Source organism: Mesorhizobium sp. RIZ17 (assembly GCF_051127865.1).
Taxonomy (GTDB): Bacteria; Pseudomonadota; Alphaproteobacteria; order Rhizobiales; family Rhizobiaceae; genus Mesorhizobium; species Mesorhizobium humile.
This window is the reverse complement of record NZ_CP147861.1, coordinates 2,412,146-2,436,405: the sequence shown is the minus strand read 5'-3', so window position 1 is coordinate 2,436,405 and position 24,260 is coordinate 2,412,146. Positions and strand designations below refer to the sequence as shown.

The window sequence follows — 24,260 nt, the reverse complement described above, 5'->3', positions numbered from 1 at the left end:
TGTGAGAGAAAAAGAGTTCTACCTGTCGCCGGCTAATTCATTGTTGGGAGCATGATCTTTTCCGAAAACCGGTTCCCACTTTTCGGGATCATGCTCTAGAAAATCGCCCGCATGCTTCATCTCCCCGCCCCCACGGCGAATTTGCGCCGCAACCCTTCTGAGCCGGACCGCGATGGGCATGCTCATATGCCCAATCGCGGCCGGATCCCTGAGCGCCGTGCCGATCGCCTTGAGCGGGGCGCGCGCCTTGATGTGCTGAACCAGGGACAGGAACGACGATGCCTTGCGCAGGCTACGGCCGCGCCTGGCGAAGGCCGCCTTTGCGCTACTGTCCATGGAATATGCCGCCGCGAAGGCGGCGTCGGCGCGCGTCATCGCCTCGACGTGATGCAATTCGAGCACGCGCGAGATCGAGCCGGTGCGGATGTGGTAGACATAGCCGACGCTCGGCTCGACCGCGCAGCGACCGCCGCTGGCCAGCGCGCTCGCCAGCAGGATGTAGTCCTCGCCGATGCGCAGCTTCTCGTCGTAGCGCAGCCTGTTGTCGTCGAGGAAACGACGCTGGAAGATTGGCTTGAGGTAGCCGAGATTGAAACGCGATTCGAAGACCAGATTGCCGGCAATGTAGTCGGCCAGCGAGATTTCCCGCAGGCCTTCGAGATAGCCGGCCGGGAACATGGTGTCGTCGGGCGTGCCGTCCTCGCGCACGACCTGCACATTGTCGACCGCAATCTGGGCGCCCGCCGCTTCGGCGCGGGAGATCATCGTGGCCAGGCGGTCGGGAAGGACCGCATCATCGGAATCGAGCACCGCCACCCAGCGGCCCCTGGCAAGGTCGAGGCCGGCATTGCGAGCGCCGCCTGGACCACGATTGGCGGGCAGCGCGACGACCTTGACGATATCCTGCGGATAAGCGCGCGCCACATCCAGCGTGCCGTCGCGCGACTGGTCGTCAACGACGATGACTTCGACGGTCACGCCGAGTTGGGCGATCGCGCCGGCGATGGCGCGGTCGAGAGTCGCCTCCGCATTGTAGGCGGCGATGACGAAGCTGACGTCAGGCTGCACGCTTGTTCCCTTGTTCTGGCGAAGTAAGGCCGTACTGGCGGATTTCACGGACGCCGACCAAACCGCTAATGACGCCAACGTGCATAATGCCGCGCAGCACGCTGCGGTTCCGTCGCACCGGGCTGATCGCGGTCAAAATGGCCATGCCGAAGCAGTAGGCGGCCTTGGCCGAGGCCAACCCGACCTGGCCGACGCGGCGCACGCCGCCGGTGCCGCGCCCGATCAGATGGCCATGCGTCTGGCCGAAGCGGAAGCGGCGGCGGCGCAGCCAGTCGAAAGCGGCCCTGGCGCGGGGCACAACCTCGTCGACGAAGGCATCGGGTGCAAAGGCAATGCGGCCGCCGGCCTTGACCATGGCGTCGAAGAACTCGGTATCCTCGCCGCCGGTCTGACCGCGCGCCAGGCTGAAGCGCCGGCCGCGCAGGCTCGCATCGGTCATTTTGAGCAGGACGTTGCAGGTGTAGCCGGTGCGGATCTCGCCGCGCACCCAGACCGGCAAGGTGGAATGGAAATCTCCCTTCTGCATCCAGTCCGGCGCGTCCTGGCGATAGTGCGCCCGCACCGGGCCGAGCACCGCCGCGGCGCCTGCGGCATCGGCAGTCGCCATCAACTCGACCAGCCAGGAGGGAGACGCCGTCTCGTCATCATCGATGAAGGCGGCGAAGTCCGACACGCTGGCGTCGAGGCAGGCGTTGCGGGCGATCGAGATGTTGCGCGCCGGCGCGTGGCGGTAGCGGATCGGCAGCTTCAGCTCTTCGGCCAATGCCTTCACCAGCTTCTGCGCGCTGGGCTCATCGTCATTGTCGGCAATGACGATGCCGATCTCCACGCCCTCGGGCTTCTCCAGCGCGGCGACCGAGCGCAGCGTATCGGCCAGTTCCGGCCGGCGGAAGGTGCAGATGCAGATGTCGATCGAGCGGCCGGCCATCACGCCACCTTACGCTGCGAGCGAGACGTCAAGAGCTGCTGCCAGAAGCCGACCGACCAGCCGAAATGCATGACCATGGCCGAGACCCCGACCAGCGCGATGCCGGCGTTGCGCTGACGTATCGCCGTCGCCAGGCCGTAACCGAGGCACACCGCCGCCCACATCAGGAAAGGCACCGCCGCGATCCAGTGGACGAAGGAGAACAGGGCGAGCAGCACCACGGGCGCCACCAGCAGCGGTATCATCTGACGAACCTTCGGCACCATGCGGTGCTTCAGGACGTTCCTGGCGCGGCCGCGGCCATAGCCGAGATACTGGAAATAGAGGCTCTTCAGCGTCGAGCGCGGATAGTAGACCATCTGCGTCCTGCCGCTCATCCAGATGCGGTAGCCGGCTTGGCGTAGGCGGTAGTCGAGCTCGGCGTCCTCGTTGTGGCTGAAGCTCTCGTCATAGCCGCCGACATGCCTGAAGGCGGCGACGCGCATCAGCGCGTGGTGGCCGTGGTCGATCCATTCGCCCTCGGAGAGGTGCCGGTGCTTAGAGCCGCCGGTGCCGAGCTTGGAGTTCTGTGCCGCCGCGACCGCCTTCTGCACGGCGCCGGTGCCGGCGGTCAGCATCGAAACGACGACCGAATCGGCGCCGGTGGCAAGGGCTTCCTCGACCAGCCGATCGCAGTAATCGTCCGGATAGCCGCCATGCGCGTCGATGCGGATGAGGTAGTCGGCGCCTTCGCCGAGTGTCGCCACCGCGAGATTGATGGCAGCACTCTGCAGGCGCTTCGGATTGGCGAGCAGGATAACCCGGGGATCCTTTGCCACGATCTTTTCGACAATGGCTTGCGTGCCATCGGTGCTGCCGCCGTCAACGACGACGATGCGGCCGCCGAGCCGTACTGCCGCGGGCCGCAACTGGTCGAGCAGGCCGCCGATATGGGCCGCCTCGTTGAGGCAGGGAATGACGATCAGGATCGATGCCTGCGCCATCGGTTCTTGTGCGTCGCCTGCCATCACGCCGCTGCCTCCGTCGTCGCAAAATTTGAAGGCATTGCGGCAAGGCCGCGCAGCTTGTCGACGAAGGCCGCGCAATCGCTGCGGTCGTAGCTCCAGGTCCTGGGGTTGCGTGCCAACACCCGGGACTTCAGGCCGCGATATCGATCCTGATCCATCCGGCCAAGCATCGCCTCAATACCCTCGGGCGTCGGTTCGGGCAGAAGCACGCCGATATCCCGCTGCTTCAGGAACCTTCCCGTTTCGGTGTCCGCCATCGAGATCGGCACGGCGCCGAAGCGGCAGCCCTCATAGAGGCGGTTGGGAAGCAGCCATTCGGAATTCTGGCCCGCCTCGAAGAAATCGATCGCCCAGGAGAAATGCACCTGCCCGTAGATTGCCGCCATGTCCTCCGGGTTGCGGTAAGGCCCCTCGAACGAAAGCCACGGCTCGGCCTCGACGAAACCGTGGAAGTCCGGGAATTCGGACAGCGCCGGACGGCCCCTGAGCACGACCTCGAAACGCCCTGCCTGGCGGCGGGTGAAATCGGCCAGCAGCTCCAGCGAGCGGCGGCAGCGCAGCGCGCCGAACCAGCCGATGCGCCAGGGCGGCGTCGCCGGGCTGTCGTCCTCGAAAGAATGCGCGGCGACAACGGATGCCGCCTCGAAATATTTGTTCTCGATCAACTCGACCGGCGCGCCGATCTGCCCGAACGGCTCGAAATAATTGGCGATGAAGGCGGGCGAGCTCGTCACCAGAAGCTTCACGTCGCGAGCGAGATGACGTTCGGCGCCGCGCAGCGTCCTGCCGACGAAATCGTCGCGCAGCACCAGACGGTGGATATCGAGGCATTCATAGACGATCGGCACGCTCGCTGCGAGCGCGCCATTGGCGCGGCGGGCCAGCGCCAGCATTTCGAGGTTGCGCGCGATGATGAGATCGGGCATCGGCATCGCGCCCAGCTTCGCGCCGATCGACATGGCTGCCTTGGCGACCGCGCCGAGGCGCTGCGCGAATCGGCCGTCGCGCGTGGCACCAAGGTCGACAGGCTCGACACCCTCGATCTCGGCGACCGGACTGGTGGTGCGGCGGAAGCCCGCCAGGGTGACCCTGGCGCCGCCTGCCTTGAGCATCTGGATCCTTCGGCGCACTGCCGGATCGGATACGTCATGCACAAGGTACAAGACATGCAGCATATAACTCGACCGCTGTTGGCCCACCCATCGGGGATGCTAGTACAGCTTTTGCTGCATCGCAACAATTTTGGTGCTGCGTAGCAAACGACCGCACATTTTTTGTTGCACTGCAAAATTGGTTCGCTACTCTCGGCCCGGCTTGGCACCCGTCTGGATTCCGCATTTGGCTACCAGTCAGGTGCGGCCTGCCTAAATCGTGGCGCGGATCGCGTGGCAGCTCTTCGGCAACGGTGCCGTCTTAACGCCGCTGGCCTGGCCACGGATGCGAAACGAGGTTACCCCAATGAAAGTCGTGGTTGAAAACACGGTGTGTCTGAACACTGGCGATGCCGCGATCCTTTTGGCCATACGCCATATTCTCAAATCGATCGCCGGCGGCGATGTGCAGTTTTTCGTTTTCGACAGTCAGCCCGAGGTCGCGGCCAGGCTCTATCCGAAGAAGGATTACCCGGATCTCGAATTTCACAAGCTGTTGTCGGAATCCCTGTTCAGGGATCAACATAGCGGCGGAATAAAGGGCCGGCTCAAGTCGATCTACAATTGGGGTGTCTTCCGCGCCTTGCGCCGCTTCGCCCAGAACGGCGCCGCCAGCAGCGTCTTTTTCAGCCCGAGCGACCGCCGAGGGCTTGATGCCTATGCAAGCGCCGACATGGTCGTGACGACAGGCGGGACATATCTTGTTGAAAACTACGATCTTGAAAAGCGCCTCAATCAATTCCGTATCGATGCAATCTTGGGCAAAGATCCCATCTTCTTCACGCAATCACTCGGCCCATTCAAAAAAAGCTACAATCGCCAGGAACTGGGCCCGATCTTTGATCGGAGCCCGCTCATCCTGCTGCGCGACGAGCGATCCAGAAATCACATGCTGGATCTGGTGAAAGACCCGGGCAAATGCCATGTGGTCGCCGACGCCGTCTTTGCGCTGGCCGATACCGACAGGATCAAAAAACATCTCGACAGCGCGCCGGCTCCGACGGGCCGTGTCGCCATTTCCGTCCGCCACTGGAGCTTCGTCAGCGACGGTGAAGACGGTATGCGCCGCTATCTCGATTCGATCCGCGAGATCGCCACAATTCTTGTCAGGGACCACGCCAAAGAGGTGACCTTCGTTTCAACCTGCCAGGGCGTGCCGGAATATGCCCATGACGACGCCAGGACGGCACGGGCGATCGTGGCCGAACTCGATCCGGATATCGCCAAACATGTCAGTGTCGACGCTTCGTTTCATACACCCGACCAACTGATGGCGCTGGTAAAGGGTTGCGACTTCGTCGTCGCCACGCGCATGCATATGATGATCATGTCGCTCTGCGTTGGCACGCCGGTGCTGCCGATCGCCTATGAATTCAAAACCAAGGAAGTCGCCAAGCGTATCGGCGTCGCCGACCTTCTACTCGACATCGATACGGTGACACCGTCGGAAGCGGCCGAAAAACTCGGCAGATTCATCGGCAGCCTTGACCGCTATCGCCGGGCAAGCCTCGCGGCCGTGCTGGAAGAGCATGCATCGGCAATGTCGGCAACCAGGCAGTTGTCGTCCTTGATAGGCAACCGCTTACCCAATGTTGCTGGCGACGTTGGCAAGAGTGGCGAACAGCGCCTTGCGCGACTGCGGAATAGCAAGCATGAGGGCCAGGGCGAACCCGTAGTTTAGGGCAACCGCCACCAGGATCGTGAGCAGGTCCGACTGGTTGGTCAGCAACGCCGGCAGCGACAGGTACGAGAGCCAGGCGAGCAGGGACGAGACAATGAAGAGCCCCTGTATGCCCAGGAAATCGCCGGCGGTCACCGGGCCGACACGATGGATCAAGGCGGCAAGCACCGGAACACGCAGCACATAACCGCTGATGGCATAGGCAGCCGCGACGCCGATGGCGCCCCAATGCAGGCCGACGATGAAGGAGGCGACGGTCGTCAGCGACGAATAGATGCCCCAATGGAACATCGTCTTCGTCTTGCCCTGGCAGATGAATATCCACCCTGTGGTGCTCGATACGGACTGCATCAGGCCGGCGATGCCGAGCCAGGCGAAAATCGGCGCCACGGCCATCCAGCGGTCGCCGAAGAGAAGCCTGACCACCTGCTCCGACGTCAGTGTCAACGTCGCGATGCCGGGCATGGTGATAACGGCCAGCAGCCAGTTTGTCCGGACATAGATGTCTCTAAATCGCTGCTTGTCCTCATGGATGCGGCTGAGCAACGGCACCATGATGCGCGTCAGAGGCTGGTTGATATTCTGCAGCGGAAACAAAAGAAGCTTGTAGGCGCGATCATAGTAGCCCAGCTCGACCGCGCCGGAATATTTTCCTATGAGGATGTTGTCGAGGTTGCGAGAGAGAAAATTGACAAGGTTGAAGCCCGTAAGGTTCGCCCCGAACCTGAATATGTCGCCGTCGATCTTCAGATTCGGCCAAGACGGCGTCCAGCGCGTCACCAACCAGCCGGCAGCCAGTGCTACGACAGCTGAGACAGCCGGACCCAAAACCAGCGACCAATAGCCGAGGCCCAAATACGCCGCGGTTGCGGTGGCGAGCAGCCCGACGGCCGCGGTGATTGTGTCGTTGAGCGCAAGCTGGCCGAATTGCAGATGGCGGTTCATCAGTGCAAGCGGCACGGCGGCAAGACTGCCAAAAAGCAGCGGCACGGCGGAAGCAAGTGTTATCCCCCACATTCGCTGATCGCCGTAGAAAGCGGCAATGGCGGGGGCCAGGCAAGCCACGACCGCTCCGGCACACAGGCCGACAACCGCGCTCAGCCAGAAGACCTGGTTGAGTTGCCGTTGATCGATCTCCTTGCGCTGGATGACCGCCTGCTGAAGGCCGAGATCCTGGAGCAGGCCGACAAAGGCTACGATCGGCCCCACCGAGGCCACCAAACCGAAATCCTCCGGAACAAGCAGCCGGGCGAGGATGATGACCGAAAGGAATTGGATCGCCATCTTGAAGCCTTGCGCGCCGGCCGTGACCAGCCCGCCGCGCAAGGCAACGCGACCAAATTGAGGAGGCGGCGGATTGGCATTCATGTGTTGGATCCGGTTTCCCCTAGCCGTGCGACGATCTGCGCAAAGCGTTCATTCAAGGCATTCGAATTGAAATCCGCCTCGACCTTCCTTCGAGCGGCAAGCGCTATCGGCTCGCACAGGCCCGGGTTCTCGGCGATCCAAGTGAGTTTGCCGGCAAGCGCAGCGACGTCCCGTTCGGGTACGAGGAAGCCAGTCTTGTGATCCTCGATCAGCTCGGGAATCCCCGAATGATAGGTGCTCACAGCGATCAGGCCGCCGGCCATCGCCTCCATGAGCGCAACCGGGATTCCTTCCAGATCGCCGTCTCGCCCCGCGACGCTTGGCAAAAGGAAGACATGGGCGTCACGCAGGCGCTGCTTCACCTCGCCGTGTGGACGCGGTCCAAGGAAAGTCACCCTGTCGGCGATACCGAGGTCGATGGCGATGCGCTTCAACTGCTCCAACAATTCTCCGCCGCCGATCACCGAATAGGTCCAATCGCGGTGTGGCAGGCAAGCGAGGGCGCGAAGCGCATATTCGGTCCCCTTCTTCTCGGTCAGCCGGCAGACCGAGATGAAAGACAGCGTGCGTCCCTGCCAGGAGCGCCAGTGATATTCGATCTCGCCAGGACGAATGCCCATATGGTGGACCACAACTTGCGTCGGCTCGGCACCGGCATCGATCAGGGCCTGACGAAAGAACGCGTTCACAGGGAGTTGGAGAGCCCCTTTTTCGAAAATGGGCCTGTACTGATGGAGTGTGCCGTCATGCATCGGCCTGCCGACATCGGTGCCATGGAATATGGTCACCAAAGGCGCGGAAATCCTGCGCCGCTTCATGACGCGGGCGACGCGTAGGCCGTTATGGCCAAAATGCGCCACGATCACATCGACGTTTCGCAGCTTGTGCGCGTTTGCCAGGTCGATGAAGGTCGAAAGCTTGTCCCAGAATCTGCCGGACCATTTCCTGAGCAATGAGCGGCAGCGATTGAGGCCCCCCCACCAGGAAACAACCGGCCCAGGCAGCGTCCGCCAGCGTGCATCGTCTATATTGCGGTCCTTGCCAAAGGCCATCTCATTGCAGACGACGCTGACCTCCATCCCCCTTTCAAGACACCCGGCAATCTGATCGAGCACGAAAGTCTCGGATAGGGTGGGAAATTTGTCGACTACGAAACAAATCCTCATCGGCAGGATGTGCTCGCCCGGATCAGGCTGGAAATGTCGGCAAGGCCTGACACATGCGGCATGAATTTTGACTCCTGTCGGCGCAAACTAATATAGGAATTGCTGCGTCGCAACATTCTGGGTGCACTGCAGCAAACCAGTTCCAGCTCTCTCGGCAAGCTAGGCAGCGCGGCGAACGCCCTGCCGGGCCGCTCTTTCGAGCAGTTGGAGAAACACCACCAATTGCCGCGCGGGATCGAGCTCGGGGCGTTTGGAGAAGGCGAGCGCCGCGGCCGAAAGCCGTTCGTATTCCTGGCGGTCGTTCCACAGGCGCCTTACCGCCGCGGCCCATTCTTCGATCGGAGCATCATAGTCGAGTACAACTCCCCCCGGTCCGATGGCTTCAGGCAGGCCGCCACGTCTTGAGCCCAGGACGGGGATGCCGCTGCAATGCGCCTCGGACGCGACGCGACCCCAGGCTTCCTCCCATTTGCTCGGCGCAAGCAGGATCCTGGTACGGCCATAGACCGTCTTCATGTCGTCGGTGCGGTTTTCGAGCGTGACGTTCGAGAGCGGCGCGATGGTCTTCTCGATGCGGGCGCGATGGTCATCGTCCAGCTTCCAGCTTTCCACGAACAGGAACGGAATCTCCGGACAGGCGGCCGCAATCTTCACCGCCAGATCGAAACCCTTCTCCTCGTAGGGATTGATCATGGTGACGAATTCGCCGGTCGTGTGCGTGCAGTAGAGGGCGTCGTTGATGGTCGGCGGAAGAACAGTGGAATCGATGCCGAATTTTTCCTTGTAGGTGCGCGCCGTGAACTGCGAATTGGCGATGTACAAAGCCGAATGCAGTTCGCGCGGATCGCCGGCGAGCTCGTGGAATTCGACGTTGTGAAGATAGACGACCAGCGGCACCCCTTCGGCGAGAAGCGCCTTTCCGAGCAGGACCGACTTGTGACACTGCACGACGGCAACGTCGGGTCTGGTCTTCTCGACGGCGAAGCCGGCCGCCTCCCACGGGTACCAGGCGCGCATCACCGGGTAGCCGGGAAAATTGTCGACGACCGCGGGCTGCCGCAACAGCTTCATCTTGGCGCGCGCCTTGAAGCCGAACATGCCGTCGCCGAACAGCGAGGCGAGGACCGACGCCTGATGGCCATGCTCGATCAGTTGCTCGACCAGATGGTGGGTGTTGGATTGCACGCCGCCGGTGAACTCGGGAATGTATCCGTTGCCGCTTGCAAAAAGCACTTTCATCATTCGACTCCTAATCCGGCCCGGCGGACGGGCATCCGCGCTGATCAGCTTGCGCCGCGCGCCAAGGGAAGCTTCGACGTCATCGCCTGGCACAGCCGGCCGAGCGAGGCCGAAAGCGACAGCGTCGAATACTCCCGCAACAACTTCGAAGCCGGGATCACCTTACCGGCCTTCAAGTCCCTGGCCAGATAATGGGGGAACGAATGCATGTACTCCCTGACGATATCGGCCTTGAGAGGCCCCGCCTTCCATGCCTTCACCGCCGAGACGAATTCGTCGGCAGGGGCGGATGCCAAACCGGTGTCGTAGGCTTCGAACGTTCGCCGCACGATGGCGCGTTCCTTGTCGCTGAGCGACGTCTTTCCGGCTCGCTCGGCAAGTAGCGCGTAGCGGCGGATGTCTTCGGCCGCGTGGTGCCACAGCCCCTTCCTGGCCATGATGCTCGAACGCTGCAGCAGCGCCTGCATCTCGAGATCGGCCGTCTTCGGCAAGGCCTGCTCCGAGCGGTCGAGATATTCATGCAGATCGACCGACTTGTAGACCTCTTCCATGATCACCCGGTCGTACGAGCCCCAGGCCTTGATCCGGTCGGTATAGGAAATCACCACCTTGGTGCTGCCGCGAACCATGTCGTGCTGGCGCTGAAAGAACATGAGGCCATCGACCCTGACGCCCTTAAAGCGGCGCGCGAGCCTCAGCATCATCTCATAGTCCTGCGACCGGACCAGGGTTTCGTTGAAGCCTCCCACCTCGTCGTAGCATTTGCGGCGCACCAGGAGACCCGGCTGGTGGACGTGGCAATATTCGAGATGCGAGGGGAAAAAATTGTCCTGGCCGACATGACCGAAGGCGACGATCTCGTAATTCTGCTCCTCGATCTGGGCTGACTGCTGGAAACGCGCATATTCGCCGAAGGCGAAATCGGCAGCCGGCTCCCGTACGAACGCAGCGAGAAACCGCTCGAGCGCCGTTGGGTGCGCGACGTCGTCGTCGTCGAATATCCAGACGAAATCTCCTGTGCAGTGCCTCAGGGCGAAATTCAGCGCCGTCGACTTGCCGCCGTTCTCCTTGCGGTAATATTCCACCGGTGCGGGGAAAGACGCCGCCACCGCGCTGGTGTTGTCCGTCGAGCCGTCGTCCACGATGAGAATCTGATCCGGCGCCACGGTCTGCTGAAGCAGGCTGGCGATGGATTCGGGCAGGAACTTTTCCCGGTTGAAGGTTGGAACGATGACGGTGACCGTCGGTTTCCGCTGCGCAGCCATTGGTGACCTCATACTATTGCCGATGCGCTGTTCGCTGGCGTGGTTTTACAAACATGGCGGCGCCCAGGTCTTTACGCGCAATAGTCATTGCGAGCTCCGTTGTCGTCCGCCGCGGTGGCAGTTCTCCCTGGGGCTAGCGGCCATCATCATGCCGCCATCCTGCCGATCGAGAAATATTCGATGCCGTAGCGCGCGATCACCTTGGGATCGTAGAGATTGCGGCCGTCGAAGATGACCGGTGTCGTCAGCGCATCCTTGAGCGCGTCGAAGGACGGCGCGCGGAAGCTCTTCCATTCGGTGCAGATCAAAAGCGCGTCGGCGCCGCGCAGCGCCGCTTCCTTGGTGCCGCACAAAAGCAGGTCGTCGCGCTGACCGTAGATCGCCTGGCACTCCTGCATCGCCTCGGGATCGTAGGCTTGCACCTTGGCGCCGGCCGCCCACAGCGCTTCCATCAGGACGCGTGCCGGCGCCTCGCGCATGTCGTCGGTGTTGGGCTTGAAGGCCAGTCCCCAGACGGCGAAGGTCTTGCCCTTGAGCAAGCCCTTGAAATAGCGATTGACCTTGTCGAACAGGACCGATTTTTGCGCATTGTTGCGCTCCTCGACGGCGCGCAGCAGCTTGGCGTCGAACTTGACGCCCTCGGCGGTCTTGATCAGTGCGCGTACGTCCTTCGGGAAGCAGGAGCCGCCATAGCCCAAGCCGGGATAGATGAAGTGGTAGCCGATGCGCGGGTCCGAGCCGATACCCTTGCGCACCTCCTCGATGTCGGCGCCCAGCTGCTCGGCGAGATTAGCCATCTCGTTCATGAAGCTGATCTTGGTCGCCAGCATGCAGTTGGCGGCGTATTTGGTGAATTCGGCGCTGCGCACATCCATCACGATCATCTTCTCGTGGTTGCGGTTGAACGGCGCGTAGAGCTCGCGCATGACCATCTCGGTGTCTTCGCTGGACGTGCCGACAATGATGCGGTCCGGCTTCATGCAGTCGGCGACCGCCGAGCCCTCCTTGAGGAATTCGGGATTCGAGGCGACGTCGAAGCTCAGATCCTCGCGGCCGCGCTTCTTCAGCGTCTCGGCGATCCTGGCCTTCACCTTTTCGCAAGTGCCGACCGGCACGGTCGACTTGCCGACGACGATCTTGGCGCTGTCCATCTCACGGCCGATGGTTTCGGCGACGGCGAGCACATATTTCAGATCGGCCGAGCCATCCTCGCCGGGCGGGGTGCCGACCGCGATCATCTGGATCTGGCCATGCCTGACAGCCGCCGCCGCATCCGTGGTGAAGCGGATCCGACCGGCCGCGTGGTTTTCCTTGACGAGGCTTTCAAGGCCCGGTTCGAAAATCGGGATCAAGCCCTGGTTGAGCCGCTCCACCTTCTTCTCGTCGATATCGACGCACACCACCTCGTGGCCGACCTCGGCGAGCACAGCGGCCTGGACGAGACCGACATAGCCAATCCCAAACACCGTCAAATTCATTTGGTTCTATTCCTGTCAAAGGCCGGGCCGCAAAAGCGGTCCGGCCGGTTCAGATGTCCCCCAGGCCCAACGGCCTGGCTAGTTCGGCATGATCTTATCCGAACCACAGGTCAGCGAAGCAAAAACCGGTTCCCACTTTTCGCTGACGCGGTCCTTCGGTTCGGGACCATGCCCTAGTTGCTGTTACTTATGCTGCATGCCAGCGATTCCGGAAACTGGCACGGCTGGCCCAAAGCGGTGAAAGCGACGCGCTTGACCTCCATGGTCACCTTGCTGCCGGGGTCGGCGAAGGCGCCCATCCAGTTGGTCAGCTTGTCACTGCCCCAGAGGCTGAAGAAGATTTTCTGTGAGTGCGTCGGCAACTCGTCGGGGTTGGTCACCTCATGGACGAGCTTGCCGTTGACATACCAGCGCAGCCGGTCCTTTTCCCAGACGAAGCCGTAATCGTTGAAGCCCTTGTCGGCGCCGCCTTCGACGTCGACCAGCTTGCCGTTCTTCGGCTTGCCCTGGATATAGCTGTTGACCTGCACCTTCGACGGATCCTTGGTGAGGACCTCGAAGTCGATCTCGTCCCAGGGCTGTTTGTCCTGCGGGCCGATATAGGAGAAGAAGGCGGCGTTGAGGCCCGAGCCGGTGCCGGTCTTCATTCGCGCCTCGTAGACGCCGTAGCCGTAGCGCTGCTTGGTCTGGATCTCGGCGCAGGCGAACTCGCGGTCCTTGAGCTTGCGCTTTTCGAAGCCCAGCGACAGCACGCCGTCGGAAAGCCGCACCAGATCCTTCGACCAGGTGCAGTTCTGATGGGCGCCGTTGGTCCAGCCGTCCGAGACGAACCAGCGGGAACGGTCGAAATTCGAGAAATTGTCGACGAAGGACGGCGCGCTTTGCAGCTCCTGTTGCGCGTCTTGCGCACGCGCTGGATACAGGCTCGCCGCCAGGGTTGCCGCGATCGCAAGCAGGGCGCCGACCGCGCCGAGCCGCAGGCTGGTTAATCCGCTCCCCGGCGCATGCGATATCCCGCAAGCCGCCACGGTGGAGGTGTTGTCCGGATCTGCGTTCATAACAAACTCACCTTGTGTTGTTCCGCCCCAACCCAAAGTCGTCCTCGGCCCGCGCGAGCGAGCCACTTCCGATCTTCCGCCCTTTGAACTCCGCTCTATTCCTCGTTTTTACGCAATTCCGGACGGAAAACCGCTCACACTTTTCCCGGAATTGCTTCAGTGCCTCGTACCGATGACGGCGCCTGTGGGCGCCATCATCCTCTTGCCGCGGACTGCGGAGCAGACCGATCGGCACCATCCTCGACGATCGCGTCGAGCGAATGACGCAGTTCTTTCACCAGGCCCTTCTGGCGAACGAGCTCGGCGATGCGGCGCTCGCAATTCAGGATCGAATTCGTCATCGCGCTGACATCCGAGCCCTTGCTGGTCGACGCCGAACCATTCTCCATCGCCTCGACCAGAAAGGCCGCGTTGGCGGCCGTCGACCTGTAGCGATTCTCCAGCCCGGACTTCTCCGCCTCGATCTCGGCCGCGATCTGGTCAAACAGCTTCGCCAGCCGGTCCAAACGCTGGAGATCGGTGTGCCGGTCGCGAGCCGGATCGCGGGATCTGAAGCCAAAAATCGAAGCCATCCTATCGGCCTTTCGAAATTGCTGCATTGCAACATAGACTGCCACTACCGCGGCGACTAGGCAACATCATAGTTTTGCGAATGCGGATTTTTTGAGGGATGACGGCTTGCGGCGTGATGCGGGATCACTCGTTTGCGGCGCTCGTCGCCGCCATCAGGAAGCGCGTCGGCGGTATTTGTTGCTTTGCAGCAATCCCGGTGCGGCGGAACAGCGCGTCGAGTTTGTCGGTGGCGACGCCGCGCACGATCGGGATGAGATTCGACTGGCTGGCGAAGGCGTAAGCAGCGGCGGACGCCAGCCCACGCTCTGCCTTCACATCAAGGAAATTGCGCAACCGGTATTTGTCGCGGACATGGCGCTCGTGGCGCCGCAACGCGGCCTTCGAGCGCTCCGGAAGGTTGTCGAGCGCCAGCAGCGCCAGGTCGGCATCGGCAAGACGTTTCAGATCCTGCGTCCTGTGGCGACCGCTCAGCGAATCGGCGCGGACGATCGCGCCATAGCCGCAGGACTTGATGACCTTGAAACGCGCCCCGCGGGCGACGGCGCGCGCATAGAGCTCGTAGTCTTCGCCAAGACGCAAGCTTTCATCGTAAGCCAGCCCATTCCGTTCGAGAAAAGCCCGGCTGATCACCGGCTTCAGGAAACCGAGCTCGCCGCGCAGGACGCGGCGGCGCGAGATGTTGCCGTCGATGAAGCGCTCGAAATCGAGAAATTCCGGATCGGCCGCGAAAGGCGGCGCGGCGACCTTGGCAAAGTCTGTCGCGGCATCGTCGCGGATCAGCATGATGTTGTCGGCGGCGAAATCCCAGTCGGCGCTGGTGAAAAGCCGGCGAAAGCGCCCTTCGAGGAAGAAATCGTCGGCGTCGAGAATGCTGATGAAAGGCGATCTGGAGGCCTGGATAGCGGCATTGCGCGCGGCGGAAGGACCGCGATTGACGTCGAAGCGGATGACGACAAGCCGGCCGCTGCCGTCGTCGGCGGCCAGAGCGACGTCGCGGGTGTCGTCGGTGGAAGCGTCGTCGACCACGACGACTTCGGCGACTTCCCTTTCGCGCAGCGCCGAAGCGATTGCCGCGGGGATCGTGCGCGCCGCATTGCGGGCGGCGATGATGACGCAGACCCCCGGGGTCGTCATGGGTGTCGTCACGGGCATGGGCTCACCTTTCGCTTGCATGATTGGCCGCCCCACGCACGATTTTGATCATTTCGCTCCGCGCCGGCTCGATCGTGGCCGGGCGCTCGAAGATGCGCCGGCTGAGGTCGGCGGAGGCCGCCCAGCCGGCTTCGGCCAGATAACGGACCGGCTCGCGGCCGCAGAGCTCCCACAGCACATGGCGGCGCTGCGGCCAGCGCAGCGACGCGAGCCAGGGCGCGACCACCATGTGGAAGAGATCGGCGTTGTCGATGCGCGCCAGAATGCGGGTGGCGCGATCCGAAAGCATCGTGCCGGCGGCGCCGAGCAGCACGTCGGCGGCGCGCAATCCCAAGAGCAGCGTGTCCGCCAGGCCCTGCTCGGCGGCGTGGTCGAGCACCGTCTGCTGCTCGGCTTCGCTCAGGCGGCTGGCACTGGCCCTGACATCGCAGACATAGCCGGCGCAGGGTTCGCGATTGAAAAAGGCCTTGGCGACGCTGATCGCGGACAAAAGCAAGGTATCGGCCGCAGAGATGATCGGCATGGCGGCGCCGGCCACCATGACCTCGCGCTTGCGGCGCAGGAAGCCGTCGGTGTCGCGGGGGCTGGGCGAGCCCGGCTGCTGCAGCCGGTGGTGGAGGTCGACGGTCGAGGCCCTCGCGCCGTCTTCGCGAACCATGTGCTGCTCGCCAAGGAAACGTACCCACCAGACCGAGCGCGACTTGCCGGCAACCTCATAGCCAATTGCGCGCAACGCATCGCGCGCCCTGGCGAAACCGGCCGGCGAAACCAGTATGTCGACGTCGCCGGATGGCTTCATGAAGTGGTCGCCATAGAGCAGATGCTGCTGCAGCGGCCCCTTGAGGAAGACGAAATCGACCCGGCTCTCGCGCAGCACGCGATCGATGGCCATCGAATCGCCGATGCAGGCGGCATTCATCGACATGGTGCGCCGGCGGTAGGTGTCGAGCCAGGCAGGTAATTCCGGAGGCACAGCACCAATGGGCGCACTCTTGAGCGCCTTGAGAAGAAACACGGCGACCTTGTTCAGCCTGGCGATGTCGGCGACATTGGCTGCTGAGATTGTTGGGGCTCCTGAGATTGTCGGGGCTGCCGAGATCGCCGAGATCGTCGGAGCGGGCGTATCGGTGTGGATGTCGATGGCGTTGACGCCGGGTGCGAAAAACAGCCTCAGGCAAGCCTGCACATAGGCCACTTCATCGGCGCAGCCGACGGCACGCAGCCTTTCATAGGAGCCATCCTGCACCGCCATGCCCGATGTCGTTCTCCGCAAAATGCCACCCGGGCGGTTTATACCGCACCTGCGAAGAAAAGCACCGAAAAAATTGACGAGGCCGCTCAGGATCGGGCTGGGGTCAGCTTACAGCTGCAACCCCAGCGTTTAAAACTATCGCCCGCTCAATCACTTTTGAAGACGCTCCCGTGGCCTCCCGCGAGTCGGAAAAATGGCGATTTTTCGCAGCAATTTCTTCGCATCCGCGAAAGGCATTTCCCGTCCAAAAAATTATCATAGATAAATCAAATGCTTATTTAAACGGCAAGGACCAGCGGTTGAATTCGCGGATCGTTGAGGTTTACGATGAGGGCGTCCACGGCTTGATCACCAAGGAAGGCGAGCGCAACCGAGAATTGATTAATGCTTGGTAAATCAAGCTTGACTCATGGATGTTGCTATGCAGCAATTGCGCTGCAGCATAGTAATATGCTGGCGGTATTCTGCAGCCGCTTCCAGTCCTTAATTGGAGAGTACAATGGAACAGAATGTTGAAAAGCATGAGTATGAAACCCCCAGCTTGACGGTTCACGGTTCGATTGAAACCATCACGCAGGGCGGTGCGGGCACGACGGCTACTGACGTCGCTTTCCCGGCACACACGCCGACCGGCGAGCTTACTTTCTCTTAAAGCTTACAGGCATTCCGGGCGTCTAAGTTGGGGCTCCGGATGCTCTCCAACAGGTGGGCCGGGGGGCTTTTTGTCCCCCGGCTTCCTGCCGAGGATCGCAGGCAACCGATCTCCGGCGGAAGCTCACTGGCGCGGCGGGCCAGCAACGAGGTTTTAGGATGCACTGGAACCCTTCGGACCATGACCGCGTGGTCGCGACCAACGAGGCGGTGGCTTGCGAATTCGGCGCCGGACTGGCGCTGCTCCACCTCAAATCCAATGTCTATTACAGCCTGAACGGCGTCGGCGCCTTCATCTGGGAACAGATCCAGGAGCCGCGATCGATTGCCGATATCCGCGCCGCCGTGCTTGCGCGCTACAATGTCGATGCCGAACGCTGCAAGGCCGATGTCGAGGGCTTGCTCAGGGGGTTGAGCGAAGCAGGGCTTGCGAGGCTCCACAGTGAGGAACTGGTCTAGGCTCCGCTCGCTGAGCGGCCAGGAAATGCTGTTTCTGGCACACTGCCTGACCGTCGTGAGCGCGGTGCGGCTTGCGCTGACGCTGTCCTCCTATAACCGTGTCCGCAGCCTGGTGACGCGACTGGATGCCAGACGCGACGCCAGCATCGCCGACCTGCGGCGTGTCGCATGGGGTGTTGCCGCCGCGGCGCGGCTCGTGCCGGGCGCCAGCTGCCTCACCCAGGCGCTGGCTGGACAATATCTGCTCGCCCGCCAGGGCAGCGCATCGAAAATCAGCATCGGCATCGAAAAAGGGACGGGCAACGAGCTCAAGGCGCATGCCTGGCTGATGAGCGGCAACCACATCGTACTCGGCGGCTCGATCAAAGGGTTTGCCCATCTGGTCGACCATGGGTCGTGAGCGATGAGCGGCGTCGCTGGAATCGTGCTCAGTGACAACGACCGGCCCGCCGCGGCCGGCGATATCCAAGAGATGCTTTCGCGCATGCGCCACCGCGCCCGCGACGGCAGTTCATGGTGGGCGGACGGCAGCGTGGCGCTTGGCCACGCCTGGCTCGACACGACCGGCGAGGGCGGCCCCGGCCCGTTAACGACGGCCGGCGGCAAGCTTGCCGTCACAGCCGATTGCCGGCTGGACAACCGCGATGAATTGCTGGCGCGGCTCGGCATGCGCGACCGCTCGGTCGCCGACGCGATGCTGATGATGCGCGCCTATCTCAAATGGGGCGAAGCCTGTCCGACCTATCTGCAGGGCGATTTTGCCTTCGCGATATGGGACGGCGAGCGGCGGGCGCTGTTTTGCGCGCGCGACCATTTTGGCGTCAAACCATTCTACTACCATTCGAGCGACAAGCGCTTTGCGTTCGCCTCGGAAATCAGCCCCATTCTCGCCCTCGACGGCGTCGGCAAGCGCATCAGCGAGCATCAGATTTCGGGCTTCCTCGCCGGATTGCCTGACGATCCGCAGGCCACGCCCTACAGCGAAATCTTCCGCCTGCCGGCGCGTCACAGCCTGACCGTGACGGGCGACCACGTGGTGCTACGCCGTTACTGGCAGATCGAGCCCTCGCAACGGCCGCTGCGCTCTGATGCGGCGGAGGAATTCCGGCATCTCTTTTCGCAATCGGTGCAAAACCGGATGCGCGGCACGCCTGCTGTCGGCGCGATGCTGAGCGGCGGCCTCGATTCCTCCTCGATCGCCTGCGTCGCCGGCCTGCGCAATGCGGCGGAGCGAAAGCCCAGGCTCAAGACCTTCTCGCTGGTCTTCGAGAAAGGCTCGTCGATGGACGAAAAGCCCTTCATCGACGCGGTGCTCGATCAGCGCCCGGTCGATGGCACGCTGATTGCGGTAGGCAACTACGCCCCGTTCGCCGAATTCGAGCGCATCCTGGAAGAGCAGGAAGGCACGTTCCTGGCTCCCGGCCTGTCGCTGAGCCGCAACATCTACCGCACAGCAGGCGCCAAAGGCGTAAGAGTGCTTCTCGACGGCCATGGCGGCGACGAGGTCGTGTCGCAAGGCCATGGGTATCTGCACGAGCTCGCCAATGCCGGCAAATGGCTCGATCTGTGGCGCGAACTGCACGGCGCCGCCAATACCTATGGCGATGGCATGCTGGGCCTTTATTTCAAATTCCTGGCCATCTATGGACCGGCCTGGCGGATCGTCAGGCTGAGGCGTGAGATGAACCACGTGCTCGCCCGGCTGCAGCGCAAGCCGCGCCAAGCGCCACGCGCGGCCTGGGGAGGCCTGGTCAACCCGGAGCTTGCCAGGCGCACCGACCTTCCCGAGCGCTTCCGTCGCGCCGGCCACATGCCCCCAAGTGTCCGCGCCAGCGAGGCGCTGACGCATCGCTGGCTGCTGTCGAACGGACTGGTGCCGCACGCTTTCGAGGTTCTCGACAAGGCCGCTGCCAATTTCGGCGTCGAGCCGCGCTATCCGTTCTGGGACAAGCCGCTCGTCGAATTCTGCCTTTCGCTTCCCGGCAAAGAAAAGCTGCAAAACGGTTTTGGCCGCCATGTGCTGCGCCGGGCCATGCAAGACATCTTGCCGCCCACGGTACAGTGGCGGCGCGACAAGATCGATTTCACCGCCAACCTGGTCAAGGGCATGCTCGGCAACCACCGCGAGCTTCTGGACAGGCTGCTGATATCGGACAGCGAGCGGATCGCACCCTATGTCAACCTGCCGGAAGTGAACGCGGTCTATGAGCGCATGCTGCGCCAGCCCGAGCAGGCGACGCTGCCCGACGTCCAGCATGTCTGGCGCTCGGTGTCGCTGTCGCTGTGGCTGCGGCAAGTTCAAGGAAGCCCGGCATGAATCTACCGATCGTTTCCCTTGCACGGCCGGAGCCGGCCACCGAGACGACGGCGCCGGGCGGACGCGCCCGCCAATTCTACAGAGCCTACGGGTTGCTCGTCAGCTCGGACGTGGCATTGCCGGAGCTGGAGCCGGCAGCGCCGGCGATACCGGACCTGGAGATCGCGGTCGGGCCGGTCGACTTTCCCGACGGTGCATCGCAGGGCGCCACGGCCTTTTGGTTCGAGACGACGCGCCAATATCTTTCCTGGCAGGCGGTCGGCACCTTCATGATCAGCGGCGCCAACCGGATCGATGTCGATCCGGCGCCGGGGGTCGACGACCCGCTGCTCGCCTTTCCGCTGCTCGGGCCGGTGATGGCACTGGCCTTGCATCGGCGCGGGCTGTTCGTGCTGCATGCCAGCGCCATTGCCGTCGGCGGCAAGAGCGTGATCTTCATGGGCGACAAGGGCGCCGGCAAGTCGACGACGGCGGGCGCGATGATCCGCGCCGGCCACCGCCTGCTCACCGACGACGTCGTGGCGCTGGATTTGTCCGACCCGGAACGGCCGATGATCCTTCCCGGATTTCCGCAGCTCAAGCTCGCCGCGGACGCGGCCGGTGCCATTCGCCTCAAGCAGGCGCAAGTACGCCCGCAGGTCCATCCGCAGATCGACAAGGCGCAGCATCGGCTGCATGACGGATTTGCCGCCGATGCGGTGCCGGTATCGCGCGTCTATGTGCTCGAGCGCGGCGTGCGGGCGGCGATCTCGCCGTTGACCGGCGCCGCCGCGCTGCCGGCGATCATCAAATTCTCCTATGTCACGCGGTTCGGCCGGCAGGCGCTGCCCGGCAATCTTGCCGCCGCGCATCTCAGCCAATGCGCACAGGTCGCCGGACGGGTCGGCGTCAGCCGCCTCGAAATGCCGGCCGGGCTCGCCCGGATCGACGAAGCAGTCGCCGCGATTGAAACCGACCTGGCGTCCGGGACAAGGTAAGCCAGGGCATGGGCTGGTCCTCGAAGTTTCGCCTGTCGCTTTTCCGGGACATCGCCGGTTTCGGCGCCATGATGGCGCATGTCGGCGGACGGCGCACGGCGACGGCGCTTGCCTTCCTGATCCTGGGCAGCCTCACCGAAGGCATCTCGATCCTGCTGCTCGTGCCGTTGCTGCGCCTGATCGGCAAGCCTGACCAGGACTACGCGGTGCGAGTGCCGGAGGCCTTGCACTGGCTAGTGCCCGGCGGAACGCTGTCGCTCGCGACCGTGCTCTGCCTGCTCGTCGCGCTGGTCGCGCTGCAAGCGACGTTCAACCGCTTCAAGTCGGTTTACATGGCGCGGCTGCTCTACGACTTCGTCAACCGCTTGCGCATGAACCTGTTCGAGAGCGTCGGCAAGGCCCGCTGGGGCGTTTTCACGCGCATCCGCAGCTCCGATCTCGACCATGCGCTCAACGGCGATGTCGACCGGGTGCAGGTGGCGGCCTTCTCGCTGCTGATGCTGACCCAGGCGACGCTGCTGCTGGCCGGCTATCTCGTGGTTTCGCTGTTCATTTCGCCGGTGATGACGTCCTTCGCCATCCTTGTCGGCCTGGTGCTGCTGGTTGCGCTGCAGCCGTTCCGGGCGCGCGCCAGCGCCTATGGCCGCACGCTGACCGGCAATCGCCAAGACCAGTACCGGACCGTCTCCGAGTTCCTCGGCGGCATCAAGGTCGCCAAGAGCCTGAATGTCGAGGCAAGCTACTTTGCCGAGCTCGGCGCGACGTTGGACAGGATGAAGACCGACAACATCGCCTTTGTCCGCAACAGCTCGCTCGGCACCGCCCTGTTCCAGGTGACGAGCGTGATCGGGCTCAGCCTCTTCATCTACATCGCTTTGGTCCGCTTCCACCTGTCGCTGGCCGAGATCGTCGTGCTGCTTCTCGTCTTCATGCGGGTCGCGCCGCGCTTCATGGACATGCAGCTTCAGACCCAGCAGGTGCTGATCAACCTGCCGGCCTACGCTTCGATGAAAAGCCTCCAGGCCCGCTTCGATGCCGAGCGCGAGCCGGACGGGAGCGTGGCCGAGCAAGGGGTAAAACTGTCGCTCGAGACCGGCCTCAACATCCGCGATGTGGCGTTCGCCTATGGCGAGGGCGACGGCAAGCCGGTGGTCAGCGATATCACCTTCGGCCTGCCCGGCGGCAAGGTGACGGCGCTGATCGGCCCTTCCGGTTCCGGCAAGAGCACGATCGCCGACATGCTGCTTGGCCTGCTCGAACCAACCGAAGGACGCATCCTGGCCGACGGCGTGGAGATCACGGCGCAGAATCGCCGGGCCTGGCGCGATCAGGTCGCCTATGTGCCGCAGGACGTGTTCCTGCTGCACGACACGATCGCCGCCAATCTGCGCCTTGCCGCACCTCAAGCCAGCGACGACGAGCTATGGGAGGCGTTGCGCAACGCCCATGCGGCCGATTTCGTGGAGCGCCTGGCATTGCGGCTCGATACGGTGGTGGGCGACCGCGGCGTCCGGCTTTCCGGCGGCGAGCGGCAGCGCATCGCCTTGGCGCGGGCGCTGCTGCGCACGCCCTCGCTGCTCATCCTCGACGAGGCGACGAGCGCGCTCGACTGGCAGAACCAGTCGCTGATCGCCCAATCGATCGAGGCGCTGCGCGGCCGAATGACGATTTTGACCATCGCGCACCGGCCATCGATGATCGCCTTCGCCGACTGGGTCGTGGCCATCGAGAATGGACGCATCGTGGAGGTCGGACAATACCGGCGGCTGAAGGCAAAAGCCGGCAGCCGCCTTGCCAGGATGCTGTCCGGCGAGCAGGCCGAGCGCGAAGGCGCGCCATCGGTCGAGACGGGGCCGGTCCCGGCGCCGGCCGAACGTTCAGTGGAGGCTGCGTCTGGCGCTTAGCTCTTCGCCGTCGGCGACCTTGTTCAGGATCGTGCCGCGGTCGGCCTCGCGGGCCTTGTCGGCCGATGTCGGCGTGGTCCCGCCAACCATGGCAAAGACCAGAAGGAAATAGCCGGCCTGGATAATCACGGCGCAAACGACGGCGCGAAGGAGGATGGTTCCCAGCGAAGCGCCATCGAAATAGGACCAACCGATGACGATCGCGAGCGCGAAGATCATGCCTATAATGAATTTTGGCAGAGACATGTTCGCCGGCCTCTCAACCGAGACGAGCATGCAGAAGCTGCGACTTACCCACCCGCGTAACTCCCCGTTGCGCCAAAGAGCTTTTTCTGGCTGCCCTATACGGCCGGTTGCTTCCGGCCTTCCTTACCCATGCAGACTATGACAGGAACAATTTGCGACTCTATTAAGGCAGATCGGCCGGAGCAAGGCCGTGCAGATATGGTTTCCAACGATTTTACGAGATCGACTCTGCCATGCTGCGTCGCACACTCTGGCTCCGGCAGCGATTCGATGAGCGATCTGCCGCTTCAGTAAAACCTGCCACTTTAATTAGTATTTTACCTGAATAACTTACCCTGGCGAGTGCTTCCATGGGCCTGCAACCGCGTTTCTTCTGCAGCAAAGAATGCACTGTCCAAAAATCGCCCAAAAGGCGGACTACATTTTCCTGGTTTGCTCTCACCTTGTCATAAACATGCCACAAAGGTGAAAATTTGGGCAAGGCAGGTTTATTATTTAATCAATTCATGACATGAACATTTCAGCGCGATGGGAAATTGTGTGTTGCGCTGCAGCATTTTTTTGATATCTTGCCGTAAACCATCCGTTCAACGTATGGAGCTTCTGCATGAGGGACGTCGCCAAGTCGGCTAATGCGGGTTTTGCGCAGGTCGGCGTTGATTTTCCACCCCCCATCGGCGGTCTGCTCAAACGCAGTTTCGATATCGTCGGTTCCCTGGCTGGGCTGGTCCTGCTCAGCCCGCTTTTCCTTATGGTCGCGCTGCTGGTCAAGCTTTCGGACAATGGTCCGATCTTCTATGGCCACAAGCGTATCGGCCGTGGAGGCAGGATCTTCTCCTGCCTCAAATTCCGCACCATGGTGCCTGATGGCGAGCGCGTGCTCAACGCCTATCTGGCGGCCAATCCGGAAGCCAACGCCGAGTGGATCGCGACGCGCAAGTTGAAGAACGATCCGCGCGTCACTCGCGTCGGCCAGGTGCTTCGCAAGCTCAGCCTCGACGAGTTGCCGCAGATCCTCAACATCCTGCAGGGCGACATGAGCCTTGTCGGTCCGCGCCCGGTCGTGCGCGATGAGTTGGAGATCTATGGCAGTGCCGCGGTCTATTACCTGAAGTCGCGCCCGGGTCTCACCGGGCTGTGGCAGGTGAGCGGCCGCAACGACGTGTCCTACGACACGCGCGTCGCCTTCGATCGCCACTATGTCGAGAACTGGTCGATGTTCCAGGACATCCGAATCATCTTCAAGACCGTTCCTGCCGTGTGGATGTCGCGCGGCAGCTATTGACCGACGGACCTGCCTCGCCCAACGCGGGGCAGGTA

The 24,260-nt window shown here is 62.7% G+C and carries 23 protein-coding genes; 9 read left to right on the top strand and 14 right to left on the bottom strand.

Going from position 1 to position 24,260, the window contains the following annotated elements:
- Positions 1 to 18: 18 nt before the first annotated feature.
- Genes WDX12_RS11950 through WDX12_RS11935 form a run of 4 tightly spaced genes read right to left on the bottom strand, consistent with a single transcriptional unit; the run spans position 19 to position 4,178 of the window.
- Positions 19 to 1,068: a glycosyltransferase family 2 protein gene (locus tag WDX12_RS11950; RefSeq protein WP_434724998.1), complete on the bottom strand. Its 1,050-nt coding sequence runs from the start codon at positions 1,066 to 1,068 to the stop codon at positions 19 to 21.
- Positions 1,058 to 1,996, bottom strand: a complete 939-nt coding sequence (locus WDX12_RS11945) for a glycosyltransferase (RefSeq protein ID WP_434724997.1) — start codon at positions 1,994 to 1,996, stop codon at positions 1,058 to 1,060. Before WDX12_RS11945 ends, WDX12_RS11950 begins: the two co-directional genes overlap by 11 nt.
- Positions 1,996 to 2,979 carry a glycosyltransferase family 2 protein gene (locus WDX12_RS11940; RefSeq protein WP_434725615.1) on the bottom strand — a complete coding sequence of 328 codons (984 nt, stop codon included), beginning with the start codon at positions 2,977 to 2,979 and terminating at the stop codon, positions 1,996 to 1,998. The genes WDX12_RS11945 and WDX12_RS11940 overlap by 1 nt, the downstream gene beginning before the upstream one ends.
- A 23-nt stretch (positions 2,980 to 3,002) precedes the next feature.
- Positions 3,003 to 4,178: a glycosyl transferase family 1 gene (locus WDX12_RS11935; RefSeq protein WP_434724996.1), complete on the bottom strand. Its 1,176-nt coding sequence runs from the start codon at positions 4,176 to 4,178 to the stop codon at positions 3,003 to 3,005.
- Positions 4,179 to 4,461: 283 nt separating this feature from the next.
- On the opposite strand from WDX12_RS11935, the gene WDX12_RS11930 reads away from it, so the two are divergent.
- A complete protein-coding gene (locus WDX12_RS11930) occupies positions 4,462 to 5,835 on the top strand; it encodes a polysaccharide pyruvyl transferase family protein (RefSeq protein WP_434724995.1) in 1,374 nt (457 codons plus the stop codon).
- Here WDX12_RS11930 and WDX12_RS11925 read toward each other — a convergent pair.
- The 9 genes from WDX12_RS11925 to WDX12_RS11885 form a co-directional block, all read right to left on the bottom strand.
- Positions 5,737 to 7,203: a lipopolysaccharide biosynthesis protein gene (locus WDX12_RS11925; RefSeq protein ID WP_320294302.1), complete on the bottom strand. Its 1,467-nt coding sequence runs from the start codon at positions 7,201 to 7,203 to the stop codon at positions 5,737 to 5,739. The two genes, WDX12_RS11930 and WDX12_RS11925, sit on opposite strands and share 99 nt — an antisense overlap.
- Positions 7,200 to 8,318, bottom strand: coding sequence for a glycosyltransferase (locus WDX12_RS11920; protein ID WP_434724994.1), 1,119 nt, complete (start codon positions 8,316 to 8,318; stop codon positions 7,200 to 7,202). The genes WDX12_RS11925 and WDX12_RS11920 overlap by 4 nt, the downstream gene beginning before the upstream one ends.
- A gap of 210 nt (positions 8,319 to 8,528) precedes the next feature.
- A complete protein-coding gene (locus WDX12_RS11915; RefSeq protein WP_320294300.1) occupies positions 8,529 to 9,608 on the bottom strand; it encodes a glycosyltransferase in 1,080 nt (359 codons plus the stop codon).
- A gap of 44 nt (positions 9,609 to 9,652) precedes the next feature.
- Positions 9,653 to 10,873, bottom strand: a complete 1,221-nt coding sequence (locus WDX12_RS11910; protein WP_320294299.1) for a glycosyltransferase family 2 protein — start codon at positions 10,871 to 10,873, stop codon at positions 9,653 to 9,655.
- 146 nt (positions 10,874 to 11,019) lie between these two features.
- On the bottom strand, positions 11,020 to 12,351 hold the full coding sequence (locus tag WDX12_RS11905) for a UDP-glucose dehydrogenase family protein (RefSeq protein ID WP_320294298.1): 1,332 nt from the start codon (positions 12,349 to 12,351) through the stop codon (positions 11,020 to 11,022).
- Between the two features lie 173 nt (positions 12,352 to 12,524).
- Positions 12,525 to 13,409 carry a glycoside hydrolase family 16 protein gene (locus tag WDX12_RS11900; RefSeq protein WP_434724993.1) on the bottom strand — a complete coding sequence of 295 codons (885 nt, stop codon included), beginning with the start codon at positions 13,407 to 13,409 and terminating at the stop codon, positions 12,525 to 12,527.
- A gap of 194 nt (positions 13,410 to 13,603) precedes the next feature.
- A complete protein-coding gene (locus WDX12_RS11895) occupies positions 13,604 to 13,981 on the bottom strand; it encodes a hypothetical protein (RefSeq protein WP_320294296.1) in 378 nt (125 codons plus the stop codon).
- 124 nt (positions 13,982 to 14,105) lie between these two features.
- A complete protein-coding gene (locus WDX12_RS11890; protein ID WP_320294295.1) occupies positions 14,106 to 15,116 on the bottom strand; it encodes a glycosyltransferase family 2 protein in 1,011 nt (336 codons plus the stop codon).
- Positions 15,117 to 15,138: 22 nt separating this feature from the next.
- Positions 15,139 to 16,386, bottom strand: a complete 1,248-nt coding sequence (locus tag WDX12_RS11885; protein ID WP_434724992.1) for a nucleotidyltransferase family protein — start codon at positions 16,384 to 16,386, stop codon at positions 15,139 to 15,141.
- Positions 16,387 to 16,556: 170 nt separating this feature from the next.
- On the opposite strand from WDX12_RS11885, the gene WDX12_RS11880 reads away from it, so the two are divergent.
- The 7 genes from WDX12_RS11880 (at position 16,557) to WDX12_RS11850 (ending at position 22,694) form a co-directional block, all read left to right on the top strand.
- Positions 16,557 to 16,781, top strand: a complete 225-nt coding sequence (locus WDX12_RS11880) for a hypothetical protein (protein ID WP_434724991.1) — start codon at positions 16,557 to 16,559, stop codon at positions 16,779 to 16,781.
- Positions 16,782 to 16,885: 104 nt separating this feature from the next.
- A complete protein-coding gene (locus WDX12_RS11875) occupies positions 16,886 to 17,038 on the top strand; it encodes a lasso peptide (RefSeq protein ID WP_320294293.1) in 153 nt (50 codons plus the stop codon).
- 158 nt (positions 17,039 to 17,196) lie between these two features.
- Positions 17,197 to 17,496 carry a PqqD family protein gene (locus WDX12_RS11870; RefSeq protein ID WP_320294292.1) on the top strand — a complete coding sequence of 100 codons (300 nt, stop codon included), beginning with the start codon at positions 17,197 to 17,199 and terminating at the stop codon, positions 17,494 to 17,496.
- 25 nt (positions 17,497 to 17,521) lie between these two features.
- Entirely contained in the window at positions 17,522 to 17,896 is a 375-nt protein-coding gene (locus WDX12_RS11865; RefSeq protein ID WP_320294291.1) for a lasso peptide biosynthesis B2 protein, read from the top strand.
- A gap of 3 nt (positions 17,897 to 17,899) precedes the next feature.
- Positions 17,900 to 19,813 (top strand): lasso peptide isopeptide bond-forming cyclase, encoded by a 1,914-nt coding sequence (locus WDX12_RS11860; RefSeq protein ID WP_434724990.1) that lies wholly within the window; start codon positions 17,900 to 17,902, stop codon positions 19,811 to 19,813.
- Positions 19,810 to 20,790 carry a serine kinase gene (locus tag WDX12_RS11855; protein WP_434724989.1) on the top strand — a complete coding sequence of 327 codons (981 nt, stop codon included), beginning with the start codon at positions 19,810 to 19,812 and terminating at the stop codon, positions 20,788 to 20,790. The genes WDX12_RS11860 and WDX12_RS11855 overlap by 4 nt, the downstream gene beginning before the upstream one ends.
- An 8-nt stretch (positions 20,791 to 20,798) precedes the next feature.
- A complete protein-coding gene (locus tag WDX12_RS11850) occupies positions 20,799 to 22,694 on the top strand; it encodes an ABC transporter ATP-binding protein (protein ID WP_434724988.1) in 1,896 nt (631 codons plus the stop codon).
- Here WDX12_RS11850 and WDX12_RS11845 read toward each other — a convergent pair.
- Entirely contained in the window at positions 22,668 to 22,940 is a 273-nt protein-coding gene (locus WDX12_RS11845; protein ID WP_320294287.1) for an exopolysaccharide production repressor exox, read from the bottom strand. The genes WDX12_RS11850 and WDX12_RS11845 overlap by 27 nt on opposite strands.
- A 607-nt stretch (positions 22,941 to 23,547) precedes the next feature.
- Here WDX12_RS11845 and WDX12_RS11840 point away from each other — a divergent pair.
- Positions 23,548 to 24,225: a sugar transferase gene (locus WDX12_RS11840; protein WP_320294286.1), complete on the top strand. Its 678-nt coding sequence runs from the start codon at positions 23,548 to 23,550 to the stop codon at positions 24,223 to 24,225.
- Positions 24,226 to 24,260 lie beyond the last annotated feature (35 nt).

Coding starts and splice junctions, on each gene's coding strand:
- WDX12_RS11865 (WP_320294291.1), top strand. CDS start 17,522: ATGCTGTTTCTGGCACACTGCCTGACCGTCGTGAGCGCGGTGCGGCTT.
- WDX12_RS11855 (WP_434724989.1), top strand. CDS start 19,810: ATGAATCTACCGATCGTTTCCCTTGCACGGCCGGAGCCGGCCACCGAG.
- WDX12_RS11935 (WP_434724996.1), bottom strand. CDS start 4,178: ATGCTGCATGTCTTGTACCTTGTGCATGACGTATCCGATCCGGCAGTG.
- WDX12_RS11925 (WP_320294302.1), bottom strand. CDS start 7,203: ATGAATGCCAATCCGCCGCCTCCTCAATTTGGTCGCGTTGCCTTGCGC.
- WDX12_RS11840 (WP_320294286.1), top strand. CDS start 23,548: ATGAGGGACGTCGCCAAGTCGGCTAATGCGGGTTTTGCGCAGGTCGGC.
- WDX12_RS11870 (WP_320294292.1), top strand. CDS start 17,197: ATGCACTGGAACCCTTCGGACCATGACCGCGTGGTCGCGACCAACGAG.
- WDX12_RS11850 (WP_434724988.1), top strand. CDS start 20,799: ATGGGCTGGTCCTCGAAGTTTCGCCTGTCGCTTTTCCGGGACATCGCC.
- WDX12_RS11885 (WP_434724992.1), bottom strand. CDS start 16,386: ATGGCGGTGCAGGATGGCTCCTATGAAAGGCTGCGTGCCGTCGGCTGC.
- WDX12_RS11905 (WP_320294298.1), bottom strand. CDS start 12,351: ATGAATTTGACGGTGTTTGGGATTGGCTATGTCGGTCTCGTCCAGGCC.
- WDX12_RS11845 (WP_320294287.1), bottom strand. CDS start 22,940: ATGTCTCTGCCAAAATTCATTATAGGCATGATCTTCGCGCTCGCGATC.
- WDX12_RS11910 (WP_320294299.1), bottom strand. CDS start 10,873: ATGGCTGCGCAGCGGAAACCGACGGTCACCGTCATCGTTCCAACCTTC.
- WDX12_RS11930 (WP_434724995.1), top strand. CDS start 4,462: ATGAAAGTCGTGGTTGAAAACACGGTGTGTCTGAACACTGGCGATGCC.
- WDX12_RS11890 (WP_320294295.1), bottom strand. CDS start 15,116: ATGACGACCCCGGGGGTCTGCGTCATCATCGCCGCCCGCAATGCGGCG.
- WDX12_RS11940 (WP_434725615.1), bottom strand. CDS start 2,979: ATGGCGCAGGCATCGATCCTGATCGTCATTCCCTGCCTCAACGAGGCG.
- WDX12_RS11900 (WP_434724993.1), bottom strand. CDS start 13,409: ATGAACGCAGATCCGGACAACACCTCCACCGTGGCGGCTTGCGGGATA.
- WDX12_RS11945 (WP_434724997.1), bottom strand. CDS start 1,996: ATGGCCGGCCGCTCGATCGACATCTGCATCTGCACCTTCCGCCGGCCG.
- WDX12_RS11895 (WP_320294296.1), bottom strand. CDS start 13,981: ATGGCTTCGATTTTTGGCTTCAGATCCCGCGATCCGGCTCGCGACCGG.
- WDX12_RS11915 (WP_320294300.1), bottom strand. CDS start 9,608: ATGAAAGTGCTTTTTGCAAGCGGCAACGGATACATTCCCGAGTTCACC.
- WDX12_RS11860 (WP_434724990.1), top strand. CDS start 17,900: ATGAGCGGCGTCGCTGGAATCGTGCTCAGTGACAACGACCGGCCCGCC.
- WDX12_RS11875 (WP_320294293.1), top strand. CDS start 16,886: ATGGAACAGAATGTTGAAAAGCATGAGTATGAAACCCCCAGCTTGACG.